This is a genomic window from Solwaraspora sp. WMMD937, assembly GCF_029581175.1.
GTDB lineage: Bacteria > Actinomycetota > Actinomycetes > Mycobacteriales > Micromonosporaceae > Micromonospora_E.
The window spans coordinates 6,561,719-6,585,459 of record NZ_CP120738.1 but is presented as its reverse complement, the minus strand read 5'-3'; the positions used below and the strand labels follow the sequence as shown (position 1 = coordinate 6,585,459).

Below are 23,741 nucleotides of genomic sequence, written 5' to 3'. Positions count from 1 at the left end.
GTCGTTACGTTGCGGTGGGGCTTCCGCCCCGTCACGACCACGTCCCGCACCGGTCCGCGGTACGGGCGAGGGGAGGAAACAACGATGAGAACGACAGGTGCCCGCAGGCTCGCGGCCCTGGCCGGTGCGGCGGTGATCGCCGGCGGCGTACTGCTGGTGCCGACCGCCGCGGCCGCAGCCGAGAAGGTGGTGCTCGCCAAGGGCCACACCGACGCGGTCGACGTCCACTACCACGATGGCGAACTGTCCCTGGAGGTCCACGACGACACGGTCAGCCCGTCGGTCAACCGTGATCCGGCGGACGTGACCTTCCAGGTGCTGCCCGAAGCGGCCATGACGGTGCCGGACGACCCCCGGTTCGCCTTCCTCGGGCCGGCCGGATCGCAGATCTGGCTGCTGCCGCTGACCCAGGACCCCGACCTGCTCTGGCCCGGTTGGAACACCACCACCCTCGGCTCCGGCGTCTTCGCCGGCGACAAGGTCCAGTTGAGCCTCGTCGAGGTCACCGGACCAGGAAACGTCTGGGTGTTCACCCAGGACAGCTTCGGCGGCCCGATCATGAAGTTCCGCAGCGACGACGGCCTGCCGGACGCCATCGACGTACCGATCCGCACCCACGCGCACGCCAACTGGGCGTTCAGCGCGCTGGGCGCCTACACGCTGACCTTCCAGGCCGACGCGACGCTGACCGACGGCACCACCGTCAGCACCGGCCCGGTCGACTACGCGTTCGTGGTCGGCGAGCTCGACGGCACCGGTCCCGAGACCGTGCTGAGCATCGCCGGCATGGCCGACGAGTACCAGCCCGGCGACACCGTCACACTGCAGGCGGTACAGACCCCGCAGACTGAGCTGGACCACTACCACTGGTTCAGCCGCTGCCCCGGCAGCGACGACTTCGCCATCATTGCCGGCGAGGCCGGCGCGTCCTACAGCTTCACCGCCACCCGTGAGCTCAACGCCTGCGAATACCAGGTGAAGCTCTACGACGACAACCACAGCGTCGTCGCGACCAGCGCGGAGGTCTGGCTCTGGGTGGCCTTCACCCCGACCGACCCGGAGGCCTCGCAGACCATCACCGCGTCGATCGATCCCACCCAGGGCGCGCTGGTGATCAGCGTCGACCCGGACGACCGCAGCGTCGTCCTGCCGCCGGCGCAGCTGACCAGCGGTGGTGACAGTTGGGAGAGCACCGGAAACCTGCGCCCGGTCACCGTCACCGACACCCGGGCCGGCACTCCCGGCTGGAGCGCCTCCGGTCAGCTGCCGGAGAACTTCACCGGACCCGACGGTGCCACCTTCAGCTCCGGCTACCTCGGCTGGACCCCGCAGGTGGTCGACCAGTCCGCCGGTCAGGGCGTCGTCGCGGGCCCGGTCGTCGAGCCGTACGTCGTCGGCGCCGGCGGTGGACTCGGCAGCAGTGCCGTGCTCGGCTCGGCACCGACCGGCGTGGGCCGGGGTACCGCGACCCTGTCGGCCGGCCTGCAGCTGCGCCTGCCGACCGAGACCGTGCCCGGCACCTACACCGCGACCCTCACCCTCACCGCGATCTGAGGATCGCACCAGGGAACGGTCCGGGCGACGACACCGTGCCGCGTCGTCGCCCGGACCGCCCCACACCCTCCGCGAAACGGACCACCCCGCATGCGTACGCCAGCAGCCCTGCTCGCCGGACTCCTCGCCGCCGCCGTCGTGTCGACGGGCCCGGTCACCGGCCCGGCGACGGTCGGATCGCCGAGCTACACGCCCCTCGCGGCGCAGTCCCTCACCTGGGGCGTCGCCCCGTCCAGCCCCGACGGGCCGAACGGACGGCCGGCGTTCGAGTACAAACTGGATCCGGGTGCCACGCTCACCGACTACGTGGCGATCACGAACCACTCCGACCAGCCGATCACCCTCGACGTGTACGCCAGCGACGCGTTCACCACCGACCAGGGCGGCTTCGACCTGCTGCCGGCGACCGGGGAACCGGTCGACGTCGGGTCCTGGGTCACGTTCGAGTCCGGCACCTTCACCGTGCCGTCGACGTCGCGGCTGGACGTGCCGTTCACCATCGCGGTGCCGGACAACGCCACCCCCGGCGACCACCCCGGCGGCATCGTCGCCTCGCTCGCCGCCACCGGCACCGACGGCGAGGGCAACCAGGTGGCGGTCGACCATCGGGTCGGCTCGCGGATCTATCTACGGGTCACCGGGGAACTGCAGCCGGGCCTGGACGTCGGGGACCTGTCGACGACGTACGACGGCACCTGGAACCCGGTCGGCGGTGGCTCCGTCACGACGAGTTTTACCGTGCGCAACACCGGCAACGTACGGCTCACCGGGCAGCCGCAGCTGACCGTCGCCGGACCGTTCGGGCTGGCCGGGCGCAAGGTCGACGGCGATCCGCTGCCGGAGATCCTGCCCGGCGACAGTTACCGGACCACTATCCGGGTCGACGGCGTGCCGCCGATGTTCCGGCTCGGTGCGCGGCTCACGGTCGCACCGACCGCCGTCGCCGACGAGCTGCTCGACCCGCCCCCAGCGACCGTGACCCGCGAAAGCGGCCTGTGGGCCGTCCCGTGGTCGCAGCTGGTGATCCTGCTGGTGATCGGGCTGGCCGGCTGGCTGGTCGTCGCCCGCCGCCGCCGCGCCCGGCGCCGGCAGGCCGCACAACTCGAACAGGCCGTCGCCGCCGCGCGCGAACAGGGCCGCGCCGAGGCCGTTCGCGACCGCGCGGTCACCGATGCCACTGACGACAAGACGACCCAGGGGACCTCAAGATGACGACGATCCACCGCCCCACCGGTGCGGCGACCCGTCGCCGGTGCGCCGCCGTGCTGGCGATCGGTGCACTGGCTGCGGCCCTGACCGCGCCGGCCCCGGTGACCGCCGCACCCGCGACCGCCGTGCCGCCGACGGCTGCGCCGCCTACCGTACCGCCGACGTCTCTGTCGGTGAGCGCCGCCGGGGCCGACCTGGTGGCGGTCGCGATCGACAGCGAGACGCTGTCAGTGGTCACCCGAGCGGCGGCCTGGCCGGCGGGTACGGAGTCGGCGACTGGTCGAGGAACTCCCGGCGTCGGCCGGCAGCCGGCGACGGTGGTCTTCGGACCGGCGGGCGGCGTGGCGGTGCGGACCCCTGACCATCCGGCATTGCGGTTCCTCGGCACGGCCGGTCGGCCGATGTGGGCACTGACCGGTGGCGACACCGATTTTCCGTACCTGGACACGAGCGCGGTGCCCCGCGGGGCGGTCCGCGGCGACACCATCGAGCTGTCGCTGCGTCAGGTCGACGGCCCGGGTGGATTCGCCGCCTACACCCTCGGTGGGCTCGGCCAGCCGACGCCGTTGTTCGGCACCCTCGACGCGATGCCGCGTACCGCCCGGCTGCCGGCAGCGACCAGGACCGGCGGTCTGGTCTGGCTTTTCGACGCCGCGGGCGAGTACCGGCTGACGCTGTCGGCGGCCGCGACGCTGGCCAACGGCACCGAGGTGACGGCCGACGCCGACTACCGGGTGCTGGTGCCGCAGTTCGACGAGGCACGGCCCGATCCCGCAGACACCCGGCCGGTGCCGGCCCCGGCTCCCGCTCCGGCGGCGGACCTGGCGAGGGCGTCCGGTGCCGCTCCGGGCGACGGTGTACCGCTCGGTGCCGATTCGCCGTCGGCCGGCGCCCCCGTGCGCGCCCTCGCGGCGGGTGCGGCCCCGGCGGCGACCGGCAGCGCGTCACCGCTCGTCGCAGCGGCTCAGCAGGACGGGTCACGGGTGGTGATCGACGACGGTCACGTCGACATGGGTCCGGAGCTCAGCGGTGCGAACTGGACGATCCGCCTCAAGGACGACACCGTCTCGCCCCCGGTGTGGCGCGACCTCACCGACGTGGTGCTGCACGTCAAGGACAACGCGAAGATCACCGTGCCGGACAACGCCGACTTCCTGGGCGCGCCGGGTGACGAGGTGTGGCTGTTGCCGCAGGGGCAGCGCGCCGGGATCGTCTGGCCGGGCTGGAACACCCAGCATCCGTCGGTCGTGGCCGGGGTTCGTGGCCCGGTCACCTGGACTTTCAAGGGTGTCGACGGCCCCGGCCGGTTCGCGCTGTTCCTGACCGGGTCGTTCGGTGAATCCGAGGTGCTGTTCGATTCGTCGGCCCGGCTGCCGCAGCAGCTCGACATCCCGATCAACACCCACGCCCACGGCAACTGGGCGTTCAGCGAGCCCGGGATCTACCGGCTGGCCTTCGAGATGTCGGCCACCACGTCGTCGGGATCGACGGTCACCGACTCCCGCTCGCTCACTGTGGCGGTCGGTGACGCGACGGACCCGGACACGGGCTTCGGACCCGGAGGCGACGACAACCCGGGTGGTGGCTCCGGCGACGGGAGACTGCCGCGGACCGGATCGTCGTGGCACCTGCCGGCCACCGGAGCCATCCTGGTGATCGCTGGCGCGCTGGTGTTGTTCGCGACGCGTCGGCGCCGCGCCGCTCAGTGCTCGTCGTAGTGGTCGCCGTGGGACACCATCTCGTGGCCACAGTCGGGACCATGCGTGTGGTCAGCATGTGACTCAGCTGTCACGTGCTGGTCCGTGCCGCACTCGTCCCAGTGCCCGGCGTGCTCGTGGTGGACATGCCCGTCGTGCAGGTAGTCCGTGTGCCCGTCGTGGGTCACCGCGGCGTGCCTGGCGCGTCCCGGATCCGGGAGCGTGGCGGCTCTAGTAAAATGACAACCATTATCGTCTACAGGAAGGCTGGTTCCAGTCGATGAAGCCTGATATTCACCCCAAGTACGATTATGTGGTTTTCCGGGATAGAAGTGCGGATTTCGCGTTCTTGACCCGATCGACCGCGACCAGCCAGAAGACGGTCGAGTGGACCGACGGCCAGACGTACCCGGTGGTCGACGTGGAAATCTCCTCGGCCAGCCACCCGTTCTGGACGGGTCGGCAGCGCCTGCTGGACAGTGCCGGTCGAGTGGAGAAGTTCCGTGCCAAGTACGCCCGGAAGAAGCGCCCGGAGGGCGGTGCCGCGGCCGGCTAGCGTACGCAGCCGCCCCGCGCTTCCCGGTATGTCGTGGCCGGGTTAGCCGAGCCGGTCGCCGGGTAGCCGGCAGACGCTGGTAGTCGCGACCGTAGCGGCAGTGGCCGGCGAGGAGGCGTGATGGCTGGCATCGGTGCCCGCGTCTGGGCGGTGGCCGGGGGGCGGATCCCGCCGGTCAGCAACGGCGACGAGCCGGAGTTCACCAGCTTCGACCAGCTCTGCCTGCTCAACGCCGGCGACGTCGACGCCCAGGTCGAGCTGACCGTGTACTACGACGATCAGGAGCCGGCGGGGCCGTACCGTTGGGTGGTGTGGGCGCGCCGGATCCGGCACGCCCGGCTCAACGACCTCGTCGACCCGGAGCCGATCCAGCTGGGCCGACCGTTCGGCTGCGTACTGACCTCGTCGGAGCCGGTGGTGGTGCAGTTCCAGCGGCAGGACACCCGGCTGCCGGGAGTGGTCGTGTTGACCGATGTGCTCGCCTACGCCGGATCGTGAGCCGCCCTGCTCACACTGCGGCGAGCGCCAGGCAGTAGCAGACGAATGCGACGACGCAGGCGACGGTACGCAGGCCGTGCCAGATGAGCCAGGGACGCTCGAAGGCCCGGCGTACGCCGGATGGATCGGCGAGCTGCGCCGCCGGGCCGGCGCGGTCGAGCCGGTTGTTCAGCGGGATGTTGCCGACGAACGTGACGACGAAAGTGACCGCGTAGCCGGTCAGTCCGGCAGTCGCCCAGGCGAACACGTCGGCGCGGTCGGCGTACCGCCAGGCGGCGACGGCACCGCTCACCAGCGCGCCGAGGAAGATCAGCCCGAACAGCGGATTCTTGATCGCGGTGTTGACACGTTGCCAGGCGTCGATGAACGCGCGGTCGTCGACCTTGGCCAGACCGGGCACCACGGAGACCGAGAATCCGGCGAGGAGCCCGGCCATCAGCCCGGTGGTCGCTACCGCGACGATCAGTGTCCCGGCCGACATCGGTCGCCTCCAGTCGTTCGTCCGTCGGTGCACTCTCAGGGGCGCGGTGCCGCGCCCCTGAGAGCATTCTCGACGCTGTGGTCAAGACCGGGTCGGGGACCTGCTGAAGCCCGGCGCGGCCTGGCGATCAGTTGGTGGCCGGCTGTCGCCGACCGGTCATCACCGCGACGTACAGTACCGCGCCGATGACCGCACCGATCACCCAGGCGAAGCCGCTCAGCTCCACCAGCCAGGGCACCCACACTGCGGCCACCGAGAAGGCGGCCGCCGCGGCGAACGCGGCGATCGCCCGCAGGTTCCAGCCGTTGACGTAGTGGTACCGCCCAGCCGGGTCCATGCTGTACAGATCCTCGACCAGCAGCGCGCGGCGCTGCACCAGGTAGTAGTCGGCGACCAGGACGCCGTACAGCGGGGCCAGCACCGCGCCCAACGTGTCGACGAACTTCGGCAGCCCGATCTGGTTGATCACCGCGACCCAGAGCGCACCGATGACGAAGCCGAACAACGCCGTCAGGTAGCCGCCGCGCCGGAAGCTGATCCGCTGTGGTGCCAGGTTCGACAGGTCGTACGCGGGTGGGATGAAGTTGGCAACCAGGTTGATGCCGATCGTGGCGACCAGGAAGGTCAGCGCCGCCACCACGGTGAGCGCGGTGTTGCCGACCTGTCCGACGATGTCCGCCGGGTTGGTCAGCGGATCGCCCTGACCGTCCTGGTAGACGACGTACGCCCCGGCGGTGATGAACAGCGACAGGAAGGTGAACAACGCCAGACTCAACGGCAGACCGGTGAAGTTCCCGATCTTCATCCCGCGTTCGGTCCGGGAGAAGCGGGAGAAGTCTCCGAAGTTGATGATCACCGCCGAGAAGTAGGCGACCATCGTGCCGACGACTCCGAGGAACGCGGTGACCACCGCCCAGCCCTGGACGTCGTCGTTGCTGAAGATGCCGCCGACGGCCGGCAGGAGTTCATCGCCGGCCTGGACCCAGATCGCCACCAGGAGCGCGACCATGACCACGTACACGGCGGGGCCGGCGACGTTGAGGAACCGCTCGATCCAGGTGATGCCCCGGACGAACAGCAGGATCTGGATCGCTGCGACGATCAGATAGGACACCCAGTCCACACCGGTCATGCCGAGCACCGTCGGCCCGCCGGGACTGCCGAACACCGCGTTGAGCGCGAGCGCGACCGCGGTCGAGGCGAAGTAGGTCTGTGCGCCGTACCAGAAGATGGCGACGATGCCGCGGACCAGCGCGGGGAACGTCGCGCCCCGTACGCCCATCCCGGCGCGAGCCATGACCGCGTACGGGATGCCGTACCGGACACTCGGTGTACCGGTGAGGTTGACCAGCCAGTTGACGAACAGTCCGGCGAGGACGATGGCCGCGAAGACCCACCAGCCGTTGATGCCGGCGGTGATGAACAGGCTCGCGGCGAGGGTGTAGCCGGCAAGACTCTGGACGTCGTTGGTCCAGACGTTGAAGATCTCGAACCAGCCCCACCTCCGGCGTGACTCGGGCAACGGCGCAAGGTCCTCGTTGTACAGGTCGGGATGCGGGGCTGATCCGGCGGTGAGCAGGCGGGGCGGGGCGGGGGTATCCGGAGTCGCGGGGGTTTTGGTGTTGGTGGACACGGCTCCTCCTGGCGCTGGTAGGGAGGGAGCGACGACGACCCTGCAGGTTGAATTAAGCTATTACTTAACGGTCGTCGGTTGTATTCTCACTCGGTAAACAAGCTGTTACCGCGTACCGTCAGCCATACCGACACCCCCGGCGTGTCCAGGGAGTTGTTCACCACCCGGTGGGGCCGCTGCGCCGGGAACGACAGCGACCCGCCGGCGCTCACCTCGACCGCGCCTTCGCTGAACTCGAAGGTCAGGGTGCCGGCGATGACGCTGCCGACCTCGTGACCGGCATGGCTGAGCATCGCCCCGTCGACGCTCGACGCCGCACCCGGCGGATAGTAGGTCTCGAAGACGTCGATGCCGGGAATCTGCACCGGGCTCAACCGCCGGTAGACGACGCCCTGACCCAAACCGAGCCGTGCCTGTCGGCTGGCGGCGGTGACCAGCACGCCGGGAAAGACCTCCAGCACGGTGCCGTCGTCCGGCTCGACCACCACCGGCGGCTCCTGATGCGAGGCGAACAGCGCGGTGACCGGGAACCCGATCGCGGAGACGATCTCCACCAGCCGGTTGACCGACGGCTGCATACTGCCGGTCTCGATCTGAGAGAGCGCGCTGGACGAGATGCCGACTTGCTGGGCGACCGAGGCGAGGCTACGGCCGGCCCGTAGCCGCAGCTCCCGGATCCGGGCGCCGATCGCCAGCGGTACGCCGCCCCCGTCGCCTGAACCCGGCGACCCGGCATCAGCCGGCCCGCCGGATCGGCCGCCACCAGTTCGGCTACTCATACGCCCAAGCTTGCCGCATCGGCGAGCCGGTGCCGGAACACAGGCGCTGCGCTGCCGGGTAGTTTGTCAGGAGAACACCCTACCGCGACACCGTCAACTCACCGAACCACCGGCCGGCGTCGCGGAACACCTCCCGGACGGTCAGCCCACCGACGGCCGCAGCGGCCCCTACCGCGTCGGTGTCCAGCCGTGCCCACCGGAACGCCGGCCCCAGCCGGGGCCGGCCCCCGGCGGCGGTGCTGACCACGTGCGCGTACCCTCGCCACAGCCCGACCCCGGGCGGATCCAGCTCCACCAGCAGGGTGCCCAGCGGATGCAGCAACGACCGGCACCGGCGCAGCAGCGCCACCGGGTCGCCGCCGATGCCGATGTTGCCGTCCAGCAGTACGGCGTGCCGCCACCGGCCTTCGGCAGGCAGTCGGTCGAACAGGTCACGGTGGATCGCCACCCCGCCCCGGGCCCGGGTCAGCGCCACCGCTCGGGCCGACACGTCCACCCCGACGGCGGTCACCCCGGCCCGGGCCAGCGCCACCGTGACCCGGCCCGGCCCGCAGCCCAGGTCCAGGGTCGGGCCACAGCACCGGGCCACCACCGCATCGGTCGTCGGTTCCACCGGCCCATGCCAGCGCTCCACCGGCAGCCGCCAGCGGACCCCGTCACCCTGCACCAGCCAGTGTCCGCCGGCCGCCGGAGCCAGCAGCGCGGCGGCGAAACCGTGGTCCGCCGCGTACCGGCCGGGCACGTCGGCGGTCACCGTCGCGCCCCGACGGCCGGCACCGGTATCCGGGCCAGGGCCGGCACGCCCACCGCCGCCACCTGGCCGGCGAACCGGCTGCCGGGGACCGCGTCGGCCACCGCCAGCGCGTCGCGCCACTCGTCGACGTCGCGCAGCACCGGCAGCGGCGCGACCCGCAGCCCTCGCGCGCGCAGCGCCGACCAGGTGTCGCGCCCGGTGTGCGAGGTCGACATCGGCACCCGCCGCAGCACCTCGGCATGCCGGGGATCGATCAGACCCAGCGCCCACCAGCCGCCGTCGGCCGCCCAACCGAGCACCGCGGCGGTGCCGGCCCGCACCCCACCCGCCTGGGTCGGCGCCCCACCGGCACCGGTCAGCGTCTCGACGGCGGCGGTCAGCGCCGCACCGGTCAGCTGCGGAGTGTCCATCCCGATCTGCAGCACCGACCGACCCGGGTACGCCGCCGCCACGTCGGCGTGCGCGTTGGCCAGCCGGTCGGCGAACCCGTCCCCGCGCTGCGGCAGTACCCGCCAGCCGGCAGTCGCCACGACCAGCTTCTCAGCGGCACCCGGGTACGCGTCGGCGTCGGTCAGCCGGCCGGCCAGCGCCAGCACCGGCGTCACCGCACCGGCCGCGCCGGTCGCACGGACCGCGTCCATCGTGTCCAGCAGCGCGGCGGTGGCGATCCGGGCGGCCTGCGCGGGAGTGGCCGGCGGGCAGAGTCGGGTCTTCACCAGCCCGGCCACCGGTGTCTTCGCCATCACCAGCAGGACGGTCAACGGGCACCGTCCACGGTGCGCAACACCCGACCGAAGTCGCGGGTCGCCCGCAGCGTGCCGCGTACCGAGCCGGACACCTTCGACCGGGTGCCGGCCGCCCGGGGCGCGTACGTCACGTCCAGCTCGACGATGCGCCACCCGGCACCGGCGGCCCGGATCATCAGCTCCAACGGGTAGCCGAAGGCCCGGTCGGTGACCCCGAGCGAGAGCAGCGCCTCGCGGCGGGCCACCCGGATCGGGCTGAGGTCCCGCAGCGGTACGCCGCGCTGCCGTAGCAGCGCCGCGACCAGCGCCGTACCGGCCCGGGCATGCCAGGGCCAGACCCGCGCCGACACCGGTCGGCGGCGTCCCACGGTCAGCTCGGCGTGCCCGTCGGCGACCGGGCGCACCAGCGCCGGCAGCTCCGCCGGATCGAACGACCCGTCCGCGTCGAGCACACCGACCAGCTCGGTCTCGGCGGCCAGCAGGCCGGTGTGCACGGCGGCCCCGTACCCGCGCCGGGGCTCGTGCACCACTCGGGCGCCGTGCGCGGCGGCCACCTGCGGGGAGCCGTCCCGGGACCCGTTGTCCACCACCACCGCCCGGTAGCCGGGCGGCAACGCGGCGAGTACGCCGGGCAGGGCGGCTGCCTCGTCGAGGCAGGGCAGCACCACGTCGATCGGTGTCGGCATACCGCCGACGCTAGGACGAACCGCCCCCGGTCGGGTGGCGTTCCGCGCTTACGGAAGTCTTACGGGCGGCAATTCTTACCGGAGGGTTACGGTCCGGCCGTTGCCCGGTCCGGGTGCCGGCGCAGGCCGTACTGTCCGGTGGTCATGACACCAGAACCCGCCACCCGGCGGTCCGGTCGCGCGGACCTGATCGTGCTCGGGGTCGAGCTGGCGCTGATCGCCGCCGCAGCCGTCGTCGGTGTGGTGCTCAACCGGCGAGGCGTCGGACTCTATGCCGAGACCGCACCGCTGTACGCGTTCTGGCGTCCGCACGTCGGCTGGGGCACGCCGCTCGCGGTCGCGGTCGCCGTCGTGGTCGTCGGTTGGGGGGTACGGTGGGCGCGTACCGCCAACTGGGGCCGACTGCTCGGTGTCGGCTACCTCGCTGCGGTGGTCTGGATCCTGTCGCTGGCCCTGATCGACGGCTGGACCGCCGGGGTCACCGAACGCCTCACCAACCAGGCCGAGTACCTGCACGAGGTGCACCGGATCACCAGCATCCCGGCGATGCTGGCCGGGTTCAGCGACCGGATCATCGACTTCCAGCCCGGCTCCTGGTCCACGCACACCGCCGGCCACCCGCCGGGGGCGCTGCTGGTCTTCGTCTGGCTGGACCGGATCGGCCTCGGCGGTGGCACCGCGGCCGGCCTGGCCTGCATCCTGATCGGCGCGACCATGGTGGTCAGCGTGCCGGCGGCGCTGCGCCGGCTCGGCGCCGAGGACGCCGCCCGCACCGTCCTGCCGTTCCTGGTGCTGCTGCCCGGCGCGGTGTGGATCGGCTCGTCCGGCGACGGGGTGTTCACCGGGGTGGTCGCCGCCGGGCTGGCCCTGCTGGCCGCCCGCCACCCGGCGGCGCTGCTCACCGGCGGCCTGCTGCTCGGCTTCGCGCTCTACCTGTCGTACGGGTTCGTGCTGGTCGGACCGTTGGCGTTGGCGGTGCTGGTGATGCGGCCCGGGCGGTCCCTGCCCGCGGTGCTGATCGCCGGCACCGGGGTGGTGGCCGTCGTGGTCGCGTTCACCGCCGCCGGATTCTGGTGGTGGGAGGGCTATCAGCTGGTCGTCGAGCGGTACTACCAGGGCTGGGCGGCCGAGCGTCCGTACAGCTACTGGGTGTGGGCCAACCTGGCGGCGATGCTGCTCTCCGCTGGCCTGGTCGTCGGGCCGGCGCTGCGGCGCACGATCGGGGCGGCCCGGCAGGCGGTACCTGCTGCCCCGACCGAGCCGGCCGGCGCGTCGCGCGGGCGACGGCTGCTCGCCGGGTTGCGGGTCGCCGCACGGCCGACGGTGGTGCTGCCACTGACGGCGGCCGTCGCGATTCTCGCCGCCGACCTGTCCGGGCTGAGCAAGGCCGAGGTGGAGCGGATCTGGCTGCCGTTCGTGGTGTGGCTGCTGGTCGCCACCGCCCACCTACCGGCCGGCACACGCCGCTGGTGGCTGGCCGGGCAGGCGGCGACCGCGCTCGCCGTCAACCATCTGCTACTCACCTTCTCCTGACCGGGTCTCAGGCGGGCACCGGCAGGGCAGCCGGTTCACGCGGCAGCGCGGCCGGCTCACGCAGCGGGTCGGTGGCGAACGCGGTCACCCCGTCGGCGAAACCGACCCGGGCGGTGAAGCCGAGCAGTCGCGCCGCCCGGCCCGGGTCGGCCACCACGTGGCGTACGTCCGCCGGCCGGGCACCGCCGACGATCGCCGGCTCCGGCCCGCCCATCGCCGCCGCCAGTTGCCGGGCAAGCTCACCGACCGGGTGCGGCTCACCCGAGCAGACGTTCACCGGCACCATGCCGGCCGGCTGGTCGGCGACCATGGCCAGCAGGTTCGCCCAGGCGACGTCGGTGACGTGCACGAAGTCCCGCTGCTGCCGGCCATCCTCGAGCACCTGCGGTGCCCGTCCGTCGGCCAACGCCGACCGGAACAGCGACGCCACTCCCGCGTACGGGGTGTCGCGTGGCATCCGGGGGCCGTAGACGTTGTGGTAGCGCAGCGCCCAGCCACCGCCGCCGGTCTGCCGCGCCCACGCCGCCGCCAGATGCTCCTGGGCGAGCTTGCTCGCCGCGTAGGTGCTGCGCGGCTCAAGCGGCGCGTCCTCCGGCACCCGCGTCCAGCGGAGTTCACCGGCGCACCGCGGGCAGCGGGGGTCGTACCGGCCGGCGGCCAGGTCGTCAGGGCGGCGTGGTGCCGGCCGGACGACGCCGTGCCCGGCACAGGTGTAGCGGCCTTCGCCGTACACCACCATCGAGCTGGCCAGCACCAGTCGGGTCACGCCGGCCCGGTGCATCGCGGCCAGCAGCACCGCGGTGCCGTAGTCGTTGTGCCCGGCGTAGGCCGGCGCGTCCGACGGGTCGAGGCCGTGGCCGACCATCGCCGCCTGGTGACAGACCACGTCGACGCCGGGCAGCAGCCGGTCCAGAAGTTCGCCGTCGCGGACGTCGCCGCGTACCAGGTCGTGCCGGCGGACCCAGTCGGGTGGCTCGTCGCCGTGCGCCTGCGGCAGCAGCGCGTCCAGCGCGACCACCTCGTGTCCCTCGTCGGCCAGCAGGTCGGCGACGTGCGATCCGATGAACCCGGCCGCGCCGGTGAGCAGTATCCGCATCCGCTCACGGTATGGCCGGCCGGTGGGTCGCCGGTCCGGTTCCGGCCAGCCGTCAGAATTCCGTAATCGTCGAACCGGGCCCTGACCGGGTCGTCGCGAACTAGCGTCCCGGTACATGGCCGCCACCACCGATCCGGCACCGGACCCCGGCTCCGCCCGTCCTACCTCCACCAGGCCCGCCGGTCCCACCTCCGCCGGCCCGTTCGACGTTGCCCGCCGCTGGCGCAGCCCGCTGCGCGGCCCCTGGCTGACCTCGGTCCTCGGCCTCGTCCTGCTGATCGGCCTGCCGGTGGTGATGATCACCGGGCTGCTCGACTACATCGCCTACGGGCCGCAGTTCGGGCAGGCGTTCCCGCGCGACGTCGGCTGGCTGCGGCTGCCGTACTTCGACTGGCCGACCCGCCCGTCCTGGCTGTTCCGGGTCAACCAGGGCCTGCACGTGGCGTTGGGGATCGCGCTGATCCCGGTGATCCTGGCCAAACTGTGGTCGGTGATTCCGAAACTGTTCGCCTGGCCGCCGGTGCGGTCGGTGGCGCAGGCACTGGAGCGGATCTCCCTGCTGCTGCTGGTCGGCGGGATTCTGTTCCAGACCGTCACCGGTGTGCTCAACGTGCAGTACGCGTACCTGTTCGGGTTTGACTTCTACACCGCGCACTATTTCGGCGCGTGGGTGTTCACCGCCGCGTTCGTCGTCCACGTCGTACTCAAGCTGCCCCGGATGGTCACCGCGCTGCGGTCCCGGTCGCTGCGTGCCGAACTGCGCACCTCGCGGGCCGACACCCGGCCCGAGTCGCCCGACCCGGACGGCCTGGTCGCCCCGCGGCCCGTCCCGGCGACGATCAGCCGCCGGGGAGCGCTCGCCCTGATCGGCGGCGGGTCGCTGCTGCTGGCCGTGCTCACCGTCGGGCAGAGCCTGGACGGCCCGTGGCGGCGGCTGGCCCTGCTGCTGCCCCGTGGTCGACCGGCCGGTGACGGACCGAACGGCTTCCCGGTCAACCGCACCGCCGCGGCGGCCGGGATCAGGCCGGCCGACACCGGCGACGGCTGGCGGCTGGAGCTGCTCGGTGACGACGGCCGGGTGGTGAGGCTGAGCCGGGAACAGCTGCTCGGCATGCCGTCGCACACCGCCCGGCTGCCGATCGCGTGTGTGGAGGGCTGGTCGACCCTGCAGACCTGGACCGGGGTACGGCTGCGTGACCTGGCTGCCGAGGTCGGAGTGCCCGAGCCGGCGTCGGCCCGGGTCACCTCGATGCAGCGCGGCGGCCTGTTCAACAAGGCGACCCTGCAGGCCAACCAGGTGCTGGACCCGGACTCGCTGCTGGCGCTGCGGGTCAACGGCGTCGACCTCTCCCTCGATCACGGCTTTCCGGCCCGGATCATCGTGCCGGCGCTGCCCGGCGTGCACTGCACCAAATGGGTGGTGACCATCGAGTTCAGCGGCGACGGTGACGGTGATGGGTGACCGGAGCAGGCAACTGGTGGCCGGGCGGCTCCGGGCCGGCTACGGGGCGCCGTGGTGGCACCTGCTGTTGCTGGTGGGTTGTTTCGCGGTCACCGGCTGGGTGGTGCTGCGGCTGGCCGGCGAGGCGACCGCCGTACGGATGCTGATCTGGTTCGTGGCCGCAGTGATCGTGCACGACCTGGTCATGTTCCCGGTCTACGCGGCCGCCGACCGGGCGCTGCTCACCGCGACCCGGCCCGCCGCCGCCACCCGGTCCGCGACCGCGACCCAGACGGATGTCGGGAACGGTAGCCGCCCGGCCCGGCTGTCCGTGGCGAACCACGTCCGGGTGCCGGCGCTCGGCGCGGCGCTGCTGTTCGTCGTCTACCTGCCCGGCATCCTGCGGCTGGGCGGCGGCACGTTCACCGCCGCGACCGGCCTGACCCAGCAGCCGTACCTGACTCGCTGGCTGCTGGCCAGCGTGGCGATGTTCGCCGTCAGCGGGCTGTGGCTCGCCGTCCGCCTGCCCCGTGCCCGGTGGCGGAGCCGCCGATGATCCACAACGTCCCGTCAGGCCTTGGCCTGCATGCTGGACCGGGCGGGATTGGCCTGCTTCGCCGCCTTCGGGTCGTTCTCATCCTGCTTGGCCCGGACTCCGGCGGCCACCCGGTCGCCGATGCTCTTGTCGACGTTGCGCCAGTACTCGAAGGCACGCTGCAGCACCGGTTCGCTCACCCCGTTGAGCAGGTGCCCGACGATGTTGTCGACCAGCCGGTCGCGGGCCGCGTCGTCCAGCACCTGGCGGACCATGGTTCCGGCCTGCCCCCAGTCGTCGTCCTCGGCGTGCGACGAGTATGCCGCCCGGACCATCTCGCCGTCGGCGTACCAGGTGCCGCCGTCGTCGGTGAGATCCGGCTGCGCCTGCGGTCCGCCGTACGAGTTCGGCGCGTACACCGGGTCGGTGACGTTGTGCACGCGCATCGCGCCGTCCTTGGAGTAGCTGTGCGTCGGCACCTTCGGCGAGTTGACCGGGATCTGCCGGTAGTTGACGCCGAGCCGGGCGCGGTGCGCGTCGGCGTAGCTGAACCCGCGGGCCAGCAGCATCTTGTCCGGGGAGAGCCCGGTGCCGGGCACCACGTTGTTCGGCTCGAACGCCGCCTGTTCCATCTCGGTGTGGTAGTCGGTGACGTTGCGGTTCAGGGTCAGCCGGCCCACCTCGTGCAGCGGGTAGTCGCCGTGCGGCCATACCTTGGTCAGGTCGAACGGGTTGAACCGGTACGTCCTGGCCTGCTCGAACGGCATCACCTGCACGTACAGCGTCCAGGACGGGAACTGTCCGGCGGCGATGTGCTCGAACAGGTCCCGCTGGTGGTAGTCGGTGTCGGCCGACGCCATCTGGTCCGCCTCGTCCTGGGTGAAGAACTCGATGCCCTGGTCGGTCTTGAAGTGGTATTTGATCCAGAACTTCTCGCCCCGCGAGTTGATCCACATGTACGTGTGGCTGCCGTACCCGTTCATGTGCCGCCAGGTACGTGGAATGCCCCGGTCGCCCATCAACCAGGTGACCTGGTGCGCGGATTCCGGCGACAGGGTCCAGAAGTCCCACTGCATGTCGTGGTCGCGCAGGTTGTTGTCGGCCCGGCGTTTCTGCGACCGGATGAAATGCTGGAACTTCATCGGGTCCTTGATGAAGAAGATCGGCGTGTTGTTGCCGACGATGTCGAGGTTGCCGTCGCTGGTGTACAGCTTCACGGCGAAGCCGCGCGGGTCACGCCAGGTGTCCGGGCTGCCCCGTTCCCCGGCGACGGTGGAGAACCGGACGATCGCCTCGGTCTCGGTGCCGGGCTGGAAGACCGTCGCCCGGGTGTACGCGCTGACGTCGCCGGTCACCTGGAACACGCCGAACGCGCCGCCGCCCTTGGCGTGCGGCTGCCGCTCCGGGATCCGCTCCCGGTTGAAGTTCGCCATCTGCTCGATCAGGTAGTGGTCCTGCAGCAGCAGCGGGCCGTTCGGGCCGACGGTGAGCGAGTGCTCGTCACTGGCGACCGGCACCCCGGCGTCGGTGGTGGTCGGTGGGCGTTGTCGCTGGTCGGTCACGAGCTCTCCTCGGGTCGGCGGCAAGTCCGTGCGCTACTGGCACCCATACCCAACCAACGACGCTTTCAGCCCTGCGTGCTCGGCCGCCGGGCCCGACGCCGGATCCCCGAGCAGGCGATGCGGGTGGCCGTGCCGACCGGCACGGCCGGCACCCGGTCGGGGTGCCGGACCGCGAGGAACGGTCCGGCACACCGACCGGGGGAGGAAGGTCAGATCATCCAGCGGTTGCGCTGCACGAAGGGCAGCTTCGCCCAGAGCCGGCCGAGACCCCAGGTGTGGCCGGCGTACGCGGCAGCGAGGACGACCAGGACGACCGCGTAGACGATGTGGTAGTCGACCAGCGGGTTTGTCGCGTGGGCGGGTTCGCCGCTCGCGGTGACGCGGTCGAGCGGGAACTCGGCGAGCCACATGAACACCATCATGAGGGCGCCGGAAGCGGCGGCGACGCGCAGCCCGATGCCGGCGATCAGGGCGATGCCGATGGCACCGAGACCGGTCATGAACAGGGTGTCGGCCCACCAGGTGCCGGCGATCGAGTGGAAGAACGACTGCAGCGGGCCGACCTCGACCGAGGAGAGGAAGCCCTTGGTCGGCGAGCCGCCGTTGACCCAGGCCCGCTCGGCCGGGGTGGCGAAGCCGAAGCCGAAGGTCTTGTCGAGGAACGCCCAGAGGAAGACGAATCCGGTGGAGATCCGCAGCACGGCCAGGGCCCGGGCGGCGGTGGTGGTCAGCATCGCGCCGGGGAGTTCGGCGCGCTCGAGGGGCCGTTCGATCGACCGGTGGCTGGTGTGCTGGGTGGTGGTCATCGTCGCCTCCGCGACTCGTATCTCGCTGTGACGAGATGAGCTTCCCGCGTTGGCGGTTCCCGGCGCCTGAGGCGGAACACCCGTGGTGGCCGGGACCAAGGTCCCGGCCACCACGGGACGTCCGTCGGCGCCGTCGGCGCTCCGTTCGGCGTGGTCAGAGTCCGGCTGCGGCGTCGTAACGGCGACGCAGATCGACCATCTCCGCTTCGGCCAGGGCTTCCTTCATCGCCAGCTCCGCGTACTTGGCCGGAAACATCTGCCGCAGCCGGTCGACGAACATGATCTCAGCGGTGGCCTCGACCACCTGGATCCCCGGTGGCTCGGTGGACAGGTCCATGATCACCGGACCGGCGAGCTTCGGAGCGACGTCCCAGGGGCGGTCGGGTCCGGCGACCCCGCACAGGTGGAAGCCGTAGACGGTCCGTACGTCGGCGAGCTTGTCGACGTCGGCCGGCTCGTGGCCGTAGACGTGGACCCCGCAGATCACCGCCGGTGCCGGCTCGTCCCCGTTGGCCGCCTGCACGATGTGTCCGGCGTGGTTGTGCTGCTCCGGGTCCGCCTCTTCGAGCGTAACGCGCATCCGGGTCATGATCTGTCCGCGCAGATCCGCCGGTGTCAGGTCGGGGTCGGCCGAGTCGACCAGTACGACCACGCTGACCGACGTCGCGAGCAGGATCACCGCCACCCAGGCAAAGCGGTTTCGGTACCAGCTGGCAAATCTTTCCCGGGAAACCATGGCTACTTCTCACCTCGTCGCCGAAATCGATGCCTTGGCAGACCAGAGTGGATGTTGCTGACGGGCAGCCCGTCGGGCGGTGCGGCGCGGGTGTCTGCCAGGTGCCGCGCTGTCGACGCTGCGATGCTCCCGGCTGGCCGTTCTCAGCGCGGTTGCCCCCACGCTGCGGCGATGTGAGTCATTTCAGCACGAGCAGACTGATTCAGCAACATCGATGCTGGTGTGGATGTAGGGGATACCCAAGAGGTGCGTGGTGCTCGAGGAGTATCCACGTGATACTCCGTGCACGAGGGCGGCGAACCGGGTGTGGACCGGGTTCTGGGGTTGGAGGTCGTCCGAGGCCGCATCACCGAAGGAGGCTCATCGTGAGATTGACCCGCTCAGTCAAGATGGCGCTCGCCGTGGCAACCGGCTTGGCGCTGACCTTGGCGATAAGTCCATCGACCGCGTCGGCGGCCGTCGGCACGGGATCGGCGGCACCTGCCGCCGGAACCTCGCAGGCGACCTGGCACCTGTCCGACTATGAGCAGCGTGTATGCCTTCCGGCTGGCCAATCCAACTTCACGTACTTCATCGCATTCGTCGCTGGCTCGTGGTCATCGCCCCTGCACGTCGACATGCACGGTCTACCCGAGGGTACGGACTGGGGCCTGCCACATCCGATCGCGCCGGGGTCCAACGGTGACCGGTACGTCGGCATGGCCTGGGTCGCGATGACCCTGCCGCCGCTGGACTTCGGGGAGTACCGGGCCGAGATGACGCTGACGGATGGCGTGGTGACCCAGAGCATGCCGGTACTGATCACAATTCAGGAGCAGTGGGGCTGTTCCCCCTGGTAACCCGCTGAGGATTGCCGCGACCTAGGGGTGTTTCGATCCAGGTGCCAGTGAGGACCTCGCCGTGGGTGTGACCGGCTCGCCGCCGGCGCGCCCGCGACGAGGTCCTCACTGGTCCCGCGGGCGGATTACCCGGCTGAGCAGGTGGGGGTCATGCCGGTGCCGGTGCCGGTGCCCTGGAAGCCGAACTCGGTCGACTGGCCGGCACCGATGTTGCCGTTGTAGCTGACGTTACTGAACTGGACGGTGCCGCTGTTGCCGCTCCGGCTGGCGTTCCAGGCGTTGGTCACGCTGGCGCCCGACGGCAGGGCCATGGTGACCGACCAGCCGTTGACCGGCGAGGAGCCGGCGGTCACCCGTACGGTGGCGACGAAGCCGCCCGGCCACTGGTTGACCGACACCGTCGCCGTGCAGCCGCCGGCGGGCGGCGGTGTGGTCGGCGGCGGTGGGGTGGTCGGTGGAGCGGTAGTTGGTGGAGCGGTGGTCGGCGGTGGGGTCGTGGGTGGTGGGGTCGTGGGTGGAGCGGTGGTCGGGGGCGGGGTGGTCGGGCCGTCGGCGAGGGCCGGCGTCGTCCAGTCCCGCCACTGGGCCAGGTTTCCTGACTTGTTGCTGGCGATCCGGAAGGTGCCGGCCGCACTGCCGGTCTTCAGCAGGTACTTCTGGATGTGCTGCTGCAGCGGGGTGCGCCACTCCGACCGACTGGCGCAGTGGGTGCCGTCGGAGACCGCGGACCAGTAGGTGATGTTCTCGTACGCCCCGAGCGCCCGGTAGACCTCGGCGCCACCGAGCGCGGCGACGCTGCCCGACTGGGCGGCCAGCCAGTCGATGTGCGGGTTCTCCATGATGAACAGGCCACGTGGGGCGACCATGCCGACCATCTGGTGGGTGTCCACCGGCAGGCCGGCCGGGTTGCCGGTGTACGAGCCGAATGCGTCGCCGAGCCATGGCTGCTCGCCGTACGCGCTGCTCAGCGGCTGTGCCCCGCCCTCCTGAGCGATCGCGCGGAAGGCAGGCGCGCCGCCGCTGCCCGACTCGATCGGCATGGTCAGCGCCACCCGCTGGTCGAACACGCCGGCCACGAAGGCCCCCTTGCCGAACCGGGAGCAGCCGGTGACGCCGATGTCGGTCCGCAGGATGTTGCCGCCGGACTGCTCGATGACATCGATGATCCGGCTGACGCCCCACGCCCAGGCCATCAGCAGTCCGGTGCTGCTGGACGAGCCGTAGATGCTGTAGAAGGCACCCTGCTTGTTGCTGCGTCCGGTGCCTTCCTGCCCGACGGAGAACGGGTCGAAGCTGATCACGGCGGCGCCGGCGGACCGGATGGTGGCGGTGTCCGCGCCGAAACCGCCGTAGACGATGACGGCCGGGTGGGGTCCGGATCCGCTGGGCAGTTGGACGCTGGCCGAGAAGTTGGAACTGCGGCCGTTGTGCGAGACGTTCACCGTGATGTTGGAACTGGTCACGGTGCCGGTGACGGTGGCCGGTTTCGCCGGCTTGTCACCGTAGACGTACCGTTCGGCCTGTTCCCGGATCTCGGCCCGCCGGCATACCCACTCGGCCTTGGTGGTGATCCGCGAACCGTCGATTTTCCGGAACGGATCTGGAAGTCGGGAGCTGGGGCTGAAGGAACCTGGATTGGGTACGGGGCAGTCGGCGCCCTCATCCTCGACATCCGAGGCGAAGGCGAGGGTGCCGACGGCGGCGTCGGCGGCGCGGGTTCCCGCCAGTACTGTCATGGCTCCAGCGACCGCGAGGGCTGCTGTGGACAGCATGACGACCGCCGAACGGATCTTCGAGTGGCCCGAGCTGAGGATCACCAGGGCTCTCCCTTCCGGCTAGGTGATGGTTGCGACATCGATCGAAGATCGCGGATGCCACAGCGATAAGTTTCGAACGATACAACGAAACATGTCAATGGGCGGCGGGGGTGCTGGCCGGTCGGACCACAGGAAGCAGGGCGCCTCCCAGGCGGACCAACAGCGTCCTGCCTGGGAGGCGCCCCTTGGCCGCCGCTCCGTCCCCACGGCCGGCGGCTGACCTGACCTACCGGACGTTGATCACCATCCGCCGGAAGGAGTACAGGTTGGGCGATCCGTTGTCACGTACCTGCAGGATGATGTGGATGCTCTGCCCGCCTGCGTTCGACGGGATCTGCACCGTGGCCGAGGTACCAGAGCTGTTGCTGATCGACACGCTGCCGTTGTACGAGCTGGGCTCGTCGTAGTACGACCACGTGTACGCCAGTGAGTTGCCGTCCGGGTCGCTGGAGCCGGCTGCGCTGAGATTCACACTGGAGCCAGCGGAGGCGGACATCTCCAGGACATCCTTGGTGGTGTCACCGTTGAGCACGGCGATCGGATGGTGGTTGGCGCCGGAGTAGCTGCTGGTGATGCTCCAGTCCATCCGGGCCGCGAAGTCGTTGTGAATGGCGGTGCTCCACCGGTTGATCGAGCTGCCACCCTCCGACGCGTCGGTGTACATGTAGTAGGGGTCGAACGACGGCTCGTGGTCGAGCCGACCGCTGCAGGACATACCACGTACAGCGGACCTTTCGGCCGGGCCGAACCGACCGCCAAAGCCGCCCCAGTCCACGTGGTCCGGATCGGTCAGCCCGTTCGCGATCTGGTGCAGGAACGCCGGGGTGTCACCCTCGGTCGCCCACTGCTTGTCCGGGTACTGCGCCCCCAGGGGGCCGTGGTTCTGGACGTTGGAGTCCAACCAACCGTCCGACGGCTGCCAGCTGTACACCAGGTTCTTTGCGCGGATGTAGACGAGGTTCGGGTAATTCTTCGTCAACCACGCGCCAGCATCGTCCTGACCGAGGATGTCGTACACCCGGAGCTTGCTGATGAACCGGTTGACCTCTGCCTGGCTGCGAGTGTTCTGTACCTTCCAGACCGCTTGCGCCAAAGTGTTGCCGCCACCCCAGAAGTTGACCCAAACCGGTCGGGGATCGTCCCGGTCCACCGCAGCGATGATCAGCTCTGAGCCGGGGGTGTCCCTACCCGAACCGACCGCGTCCATGCCGTAGCCGGTCTGACCCAGCTTCGAGATGGACTGCAGGTACGACAGGCTCGGGTATCCGTCGGCGTGCCGTTGCAGGTTGGACAGTACCTGACCGTACGCGTTCAGCCGGGGATTGAGCAGGTTGCTCATGTTGGAGGAGCTTTGCGTCGGCCGCCAGCAACTGGTGCTGCCGATGATGCCTTCCAGGTCCACCTCGTTGGCCATCACCAGCATACGAACGAGCGACTGCAGGTCGTCCGGGTCAGCCCCCAGGTCGGTCGTGTTGATGACCCGCGGCTTCGAGGACGCGGCTCGTACCGATACCGACTTGGCGAGGGAGTTGGTGCGGCCGTCGTTGTCGGTGACGGTGACGGTGACGGTGTAGGTGCCCGCAGCGGAGTACTGGTGGGTGGTGACTGCGCCGGTCTTGACGGTGCCGTTGCCGTAGTCGGTGCGGAAGGCGGTGATGGTGCCGTCGAGGTCATAGGATGCGGTGGCGTCGACGGTGATGGTGTCGCCGGGTTTGGGGTTGGTCGGGGTGATGGTGAAGGCGGCCACTGGGTCGCCGGGGTTGCTGGCGCGGGCGACTTTGATGGCGTTGACCTTTGCGTTCTCGACGTTGGATACGAACTGGATGTTGATGGTGCCGTCGCCGACCGCCACGGAGCTCTGGGTGGTATAGGCGGTGTCCGCGCCGACTCGGGCGAAGATGTCGAGGTCGCTGACCTGTTCGGCGTCCTCCATGAGGACGTCGAAGCTCCGGAGGCCGGCCGCGGTGTGGTAGACCTCGGCGAAGTAGAGGGTGACGGTGTAGTAGCCGTTCGGCACTGCGGCTGAGTAGCTGAAGTTGCCGTAGCGTTCGCTCTGAAAGAGAGCGTCGTCGGTAGTGCCGTTGATGGAGTCGCTGACGGTGTAGGTGGAGCCGCCGGAGAAGCCGGTGTCGGCAGCGAAGGCGGTGCCGTCCGAGCTGGTGAAGGCGCTGCCGCCAGCGTTGATGGCGAAGACCGTCTGAGTGGGTGGTGCTGTGGTTGGTGGTGCTGTGGTTGGTGGTGCTGTGGTTGGTGGTGCTGTGGTTGGGGTGGTGGAGCCGGTGCAGACGGTGCCGTTCAGGGTGAACGAGGTGGGCTCCGGGTTGTTGTTGGTCCAGGCTCCGTTGAACCCTGGGCTGACGGTGCCGTTGGTGGGAATGTTGCCGTTGTACGAGGCGTTTCTGACGGTCACGTTGCTGCCGGACTGGCTGACTGAGCCGTTCCAGAGCTGAGTGATTGTCTGGCCTGCGGGGAAGGTGAACTGTAGGGTCCAGCCCGAGATCGGGTCGCCGAGGTTCGTGATGTCGATGGTTGCGCCGAAGCCGCCGGACCATTGGCTGGTGATGTTGTAGTCGACCCGGCAACCGGCTGCGGCGTTGGCTTGAGTGGCGACGGCGACTGTTGCGCCGGAAGCAACGACGAGCGCAGTCGCGGCAAGGGCGCTACGTCGGAGTCCGGACAGTCGAAATCTCCTGTGTTTGGCAAGCCTCATCGGGCTTCCTCTCTGCCGCCCTAATCAGGACGATGGGCGGCGAATAGCGCAGCTGGACCTGAGTCGAGCGCAT

General features: G+C 70.4%; 21 protein-coding genes. 9 read left to right on the top strand and 12 right to left on the bottom strand.

The features are described from left to right. The first annotated feature begins 84 nt into the window (after nucleotides 1–84). The 5 genes from O7621_RS29075 (at nucleotide 85) to O7621_RS29055 (ending at nucleotide 5,514) form a co-directional block, all read left to right on the top strand. A complete protein-coding gene (locus tag O7621_RS29075) occupies nucleotides 85–1,554 on the top strand; it encodes a choice-of-anchor M domain-containing protein (RefSeq protein ID WP_282232156.1) in 1,470 nt (489 codons plus the stop codon). A 90-nt stretch (nucleotides 1,555–1,644) separates the two neighbouring features. Further along, nucleotides 1,645–2,766: a DUF916 domain-containing protein gene (locus tag O7621_RS29070; RefSeq protein WP_282232155.1), complete on the top strand. Its 1,122-nt coding sequence runs from the start codon at nucleotides 1,645–1,647 to the stop codon at nucleotides 2,764–2,766. Further along, on the top strand, nucleotides 2,763–4,481 hold the full coding sequence (locus O7621_RS29065; RefSeq protein ID WP_282232154.1) for a TIGR03773 family transporter-associated surface protein: 1,719 nt from the start codon (nucleotides 2,763–2,765) through the stop codon (nucleotides 4,479–4,481). Before O7621_RS29070 ends, O7621_RS29065 begins: the two co-directional genes overlap by 4 nt. A gap of 259 nt (nucleotides 4,482–4,740) precedes the next feature. Continuing rightward, a complete protein-coding gene (locus tag O7621_RS29060) occupies nucleotides 4,741–5,016 on the top strand; it encodes a type B 50S ribosomal protein L31 (protein WP_282232153.1) in 276 nt (91 codons plus the stop codon). 120 nt (nucleotides 5,017–5,136) lie between these two features. After that, on the top strand, nucleotides 5,137–5,514 hold the full coding sequence (locus O7621_RS29055) for a sensory rhodopsin transducer (RefSeq protein ID WP_282232152.1): 378 nt from the start codon (nucleotides 5,137–5,139) through the stop codon (nucleotides 5,512–5,514). Between the two features lie 10 nt (nucleotides 5,515–5,524). On the opposite strand, the gene O7621_RS29050 is transcribed toward O7621_RS29055, so the two are convergent. From O7621_RS29050 to O7621_RS29025, 6 genes are all read right to left on the bottom strand, one after another. Then, nucleotides 5,525–5,995 (bottom strand): DUF1772 domain-containing protein, encoded by a 471-nt coding sequence (locus tag O7621_RS29050; RefSeq protein WP_282232151.1) that lies wholly within the window; start codon nucleotides 5,993–5,995, stop codon nucleotides 5,525–5,527. A gap of 127 nt (nucleotides 5,996–6,122) precedes the next feature. Continuing rightward, the gene (locus O7621_RS29045) at nucleotides 6,123–7,628 is read right to left on the bottom strand and encodes an NCS1 family nucleobase:cation symporter-1 (protein ID WP_282232150.1); all 1,506 of its coding nucleotides are present in this window, start codon (nucleotides 7,626–7,628) and stop codon (nucleotides 6,123–6,125) included. An 86-nt stretch (nucleotides 7,629–7,714) separates the two neighbouring features. Beyond that, complete coding sequence (locus O7621_RS29040) at nucleotides 7,715–8,407, bottom strand: helix-turn-helix domain-containing protein (protein WP_282232149.1); 693 nt, start codon at nucleotides 8,405–8,407, stop codon at nucleotides 7,715–7,717. Between the two features lie 79 nt (nucleotides 8,408–8,486). Then, nucleotides 8,487–9,161, bottom strand: coding sequence for a class I SAM-dependent methyltransferase (locus O7621_RS29035; RefSeq protein ID WP_282232148.1), 675 nt, complete (start codon nucleotides 9,159–9,161; stop codon nucleotides 8,487–8,489). Continuing rightward, a complete protein-coding gene (locus O7621_RS29030; protein ID WP_282232147.1) occupies nucleotides 9,158–9,922 on the bottom strand; it encodes a DUF2064 domain-containing protein in 765 nt (254 codons plus the stop codon). Before O7621_RS29030 ends, O7621_RS29035 begins: the two co-directional genes overlap by 4 nt. Further along, nucleotides 9,919–10,593 (bottom strand): glycosyltransferase family 2 protein, encoded by a 675-nt coding sequence (locus tag O7621_RS29025; RefSeq protein WP_282232146.1) that lies wholly within the window; start codon nucleotides 10,591–10,593, stop codon nucleotides 9,919–9,921. The genes O7621_RS29030 and O7621_RS29025 overlap by 4 nt, the downstream gene beginning before the upstream one ends. 144 nt (nucleotides 10,594–10,737) lie before the next feature. Between O7621_RS29025 and O7621_RS29020 the strand changes: the two genes are divergently transcribed. Further along, nucleotides 10,738–12,126, top strand: coding sequence for a hypothetical protein (locus O7621_RS29020; protein ID WP_282232145.1), 1,389 nt, complete (start codon nucleotides 10,738–10,740; stop codon nucleotides 12,124–12,126). A gap of 7 nt (nucleotides 12,127–12,133) precedes the next feature. Here the strand turns inward: O7621_RS29020 and O7621_RS29015 are convergent, their stop codons facing one another. Then, complete coding sequence (locus tag O7621_RS29015) at nucleotides 12,134–13,222, bottom strand: NAD-dependent epimerase/dehydratase family protein (RefSeq protein ID WP_282232144.1); 1,089 nt, start codon at nucleotides 13,220–13,222, stop codon at nucleotides 12,134–12,136. A 115-nt stretch (nucleotides 13,223–13,337) separates the two neighbouring features. Between O7621_RS29015 and O7621_RS29010 the strand changes: the two genes are divergently transcribed. Both O7621_RS29010 and O7621_RS29005 read left to right on the top strand, forming a co-directional pair. Beyond that, nucleotides 13,338–14,684: a molybdopterin-dependent oxidoreductase gene (locus O7621_RS29010; protein WP_282232143.1), complete on the top strand. Its 1,347-nt coding sequence runs from the start codon at nucleotides 13,338–13,340 to the stop codon at nucleotides 14,682–14,684. After that, complete coding sequence (locus O7621_RS29005) at nucleotides 14,677–15,219, top strand: hypothetical protein (RefSeq protein ID WP_282232142.1); 543 nt, start codon at nucleotides 14,677–14,679, stop codon at nucleotides 15,217–15,219. The genes O7621_RS29010 and O7621_RS29005 overlap by 8 nt, the downstream gene beginning before the upstream one ends. Nucleotides 15,220–15,233: 14 nt before the next feature. Here O7621_RS29005 and O7621_RS29000 read toward each other — a convergent pair whose 3' ends face one another. The 3 genes from O7621_RS29000 to O7621_RS28990 all read right to left on the bottom strand — a co-directional run bounded on the left by O7621_RS29000 (nucleotide 15,234) and on the right by O7621_RS28990 (nucleotide 18,302). Next, on the bottom strand, nucleotides 15,234–16,760 hold the full coding sequence (locus O7621_RS29000; protein WP_282232141.1) for a catalase: 1,527 nt from the start codon (nucleotides 16,758–16,760) through the stop codon (nucleotides 15,234–15,236). Nucleotides 16,761–16,969: 209 nt separating this feature from the next. Further along, complete coding sequence (locus tag O7621_RS28995; RefSeq protein ID WP_278174612.1) at nucleotides 16,970–17,494, bottom strand: DoxX family membrane protein; 525 nt, start codon at nucleotides 17,492–17,494, stop codon at nucleotides 16,970–16,972. Between the two features lie 226 nt (nucleotides 17,495–17,720). Continuing rightward, nucleotides 17,721–18,302, bottom strand: a complete 582-nt coding sequence (locus tag O7621_RS28990) for a hypothetical protein (protein WP_282232140.1) — start codon at nucleotides 18,300–18,302, stop codon at nucleotides 17,721–17,723. A 365-nt stretch (nucleotides 18,303–18,667) separates the two neighbouring features. Here O7621_RS28990 and O7621_RS28985 point away from each other — a divergent pair, with 365 nt between their 5' ends. Further along, nucleotides 18,668–19,141: a DUF5980 family protein gene (locus O7621_RS28985; protein ID WP_282232139.1), complete on the top strand. Its 474-nt coding sequence runs from the start codon at nucleotides 18,668–18,670 to the stop codon at nucleotides 19,139–19,141. A 125-nt stretch (nucleotides 19,142–19,266) separates the two neighbouring features. Here O7621_RS28985 and O7621_RS28980 read toward each other — a convergent pair whose 3' ends face one another. Both O7621_RS28980 and O7621_RS28975 read right to left on the bottom strand, forming a co-directional pair. Beyond that, a complete protein-coding gene (locus tag O7621_RS28980; RefSeq protein WP_282232138.1) occupies nucleotides 19,267–20,958 on the bottom strand; it encodes a cellulose binding domain-containing protein in 1,692 nt (563 codons plus the stop codon). A gap of 226 nt (nucleotides 20,959–21,184) precedes the next feature. Then, nucleotides 21,185–23,668 carry a nucleoside hydrolase-like domain-containing protein gene (locus O7621_RS28975; protein WP_282232137.1) on the bottom strand — a complete coding sequence of 828 codons (2,484 nt, stop codon included), beginning with the start codon at nucleotides 23,666–23,668 and terminating at the stop codon, nucleotides 21,185–21,187. Nucleotides 23,669–23,741 lie beyond the last annotated feature (73 nt).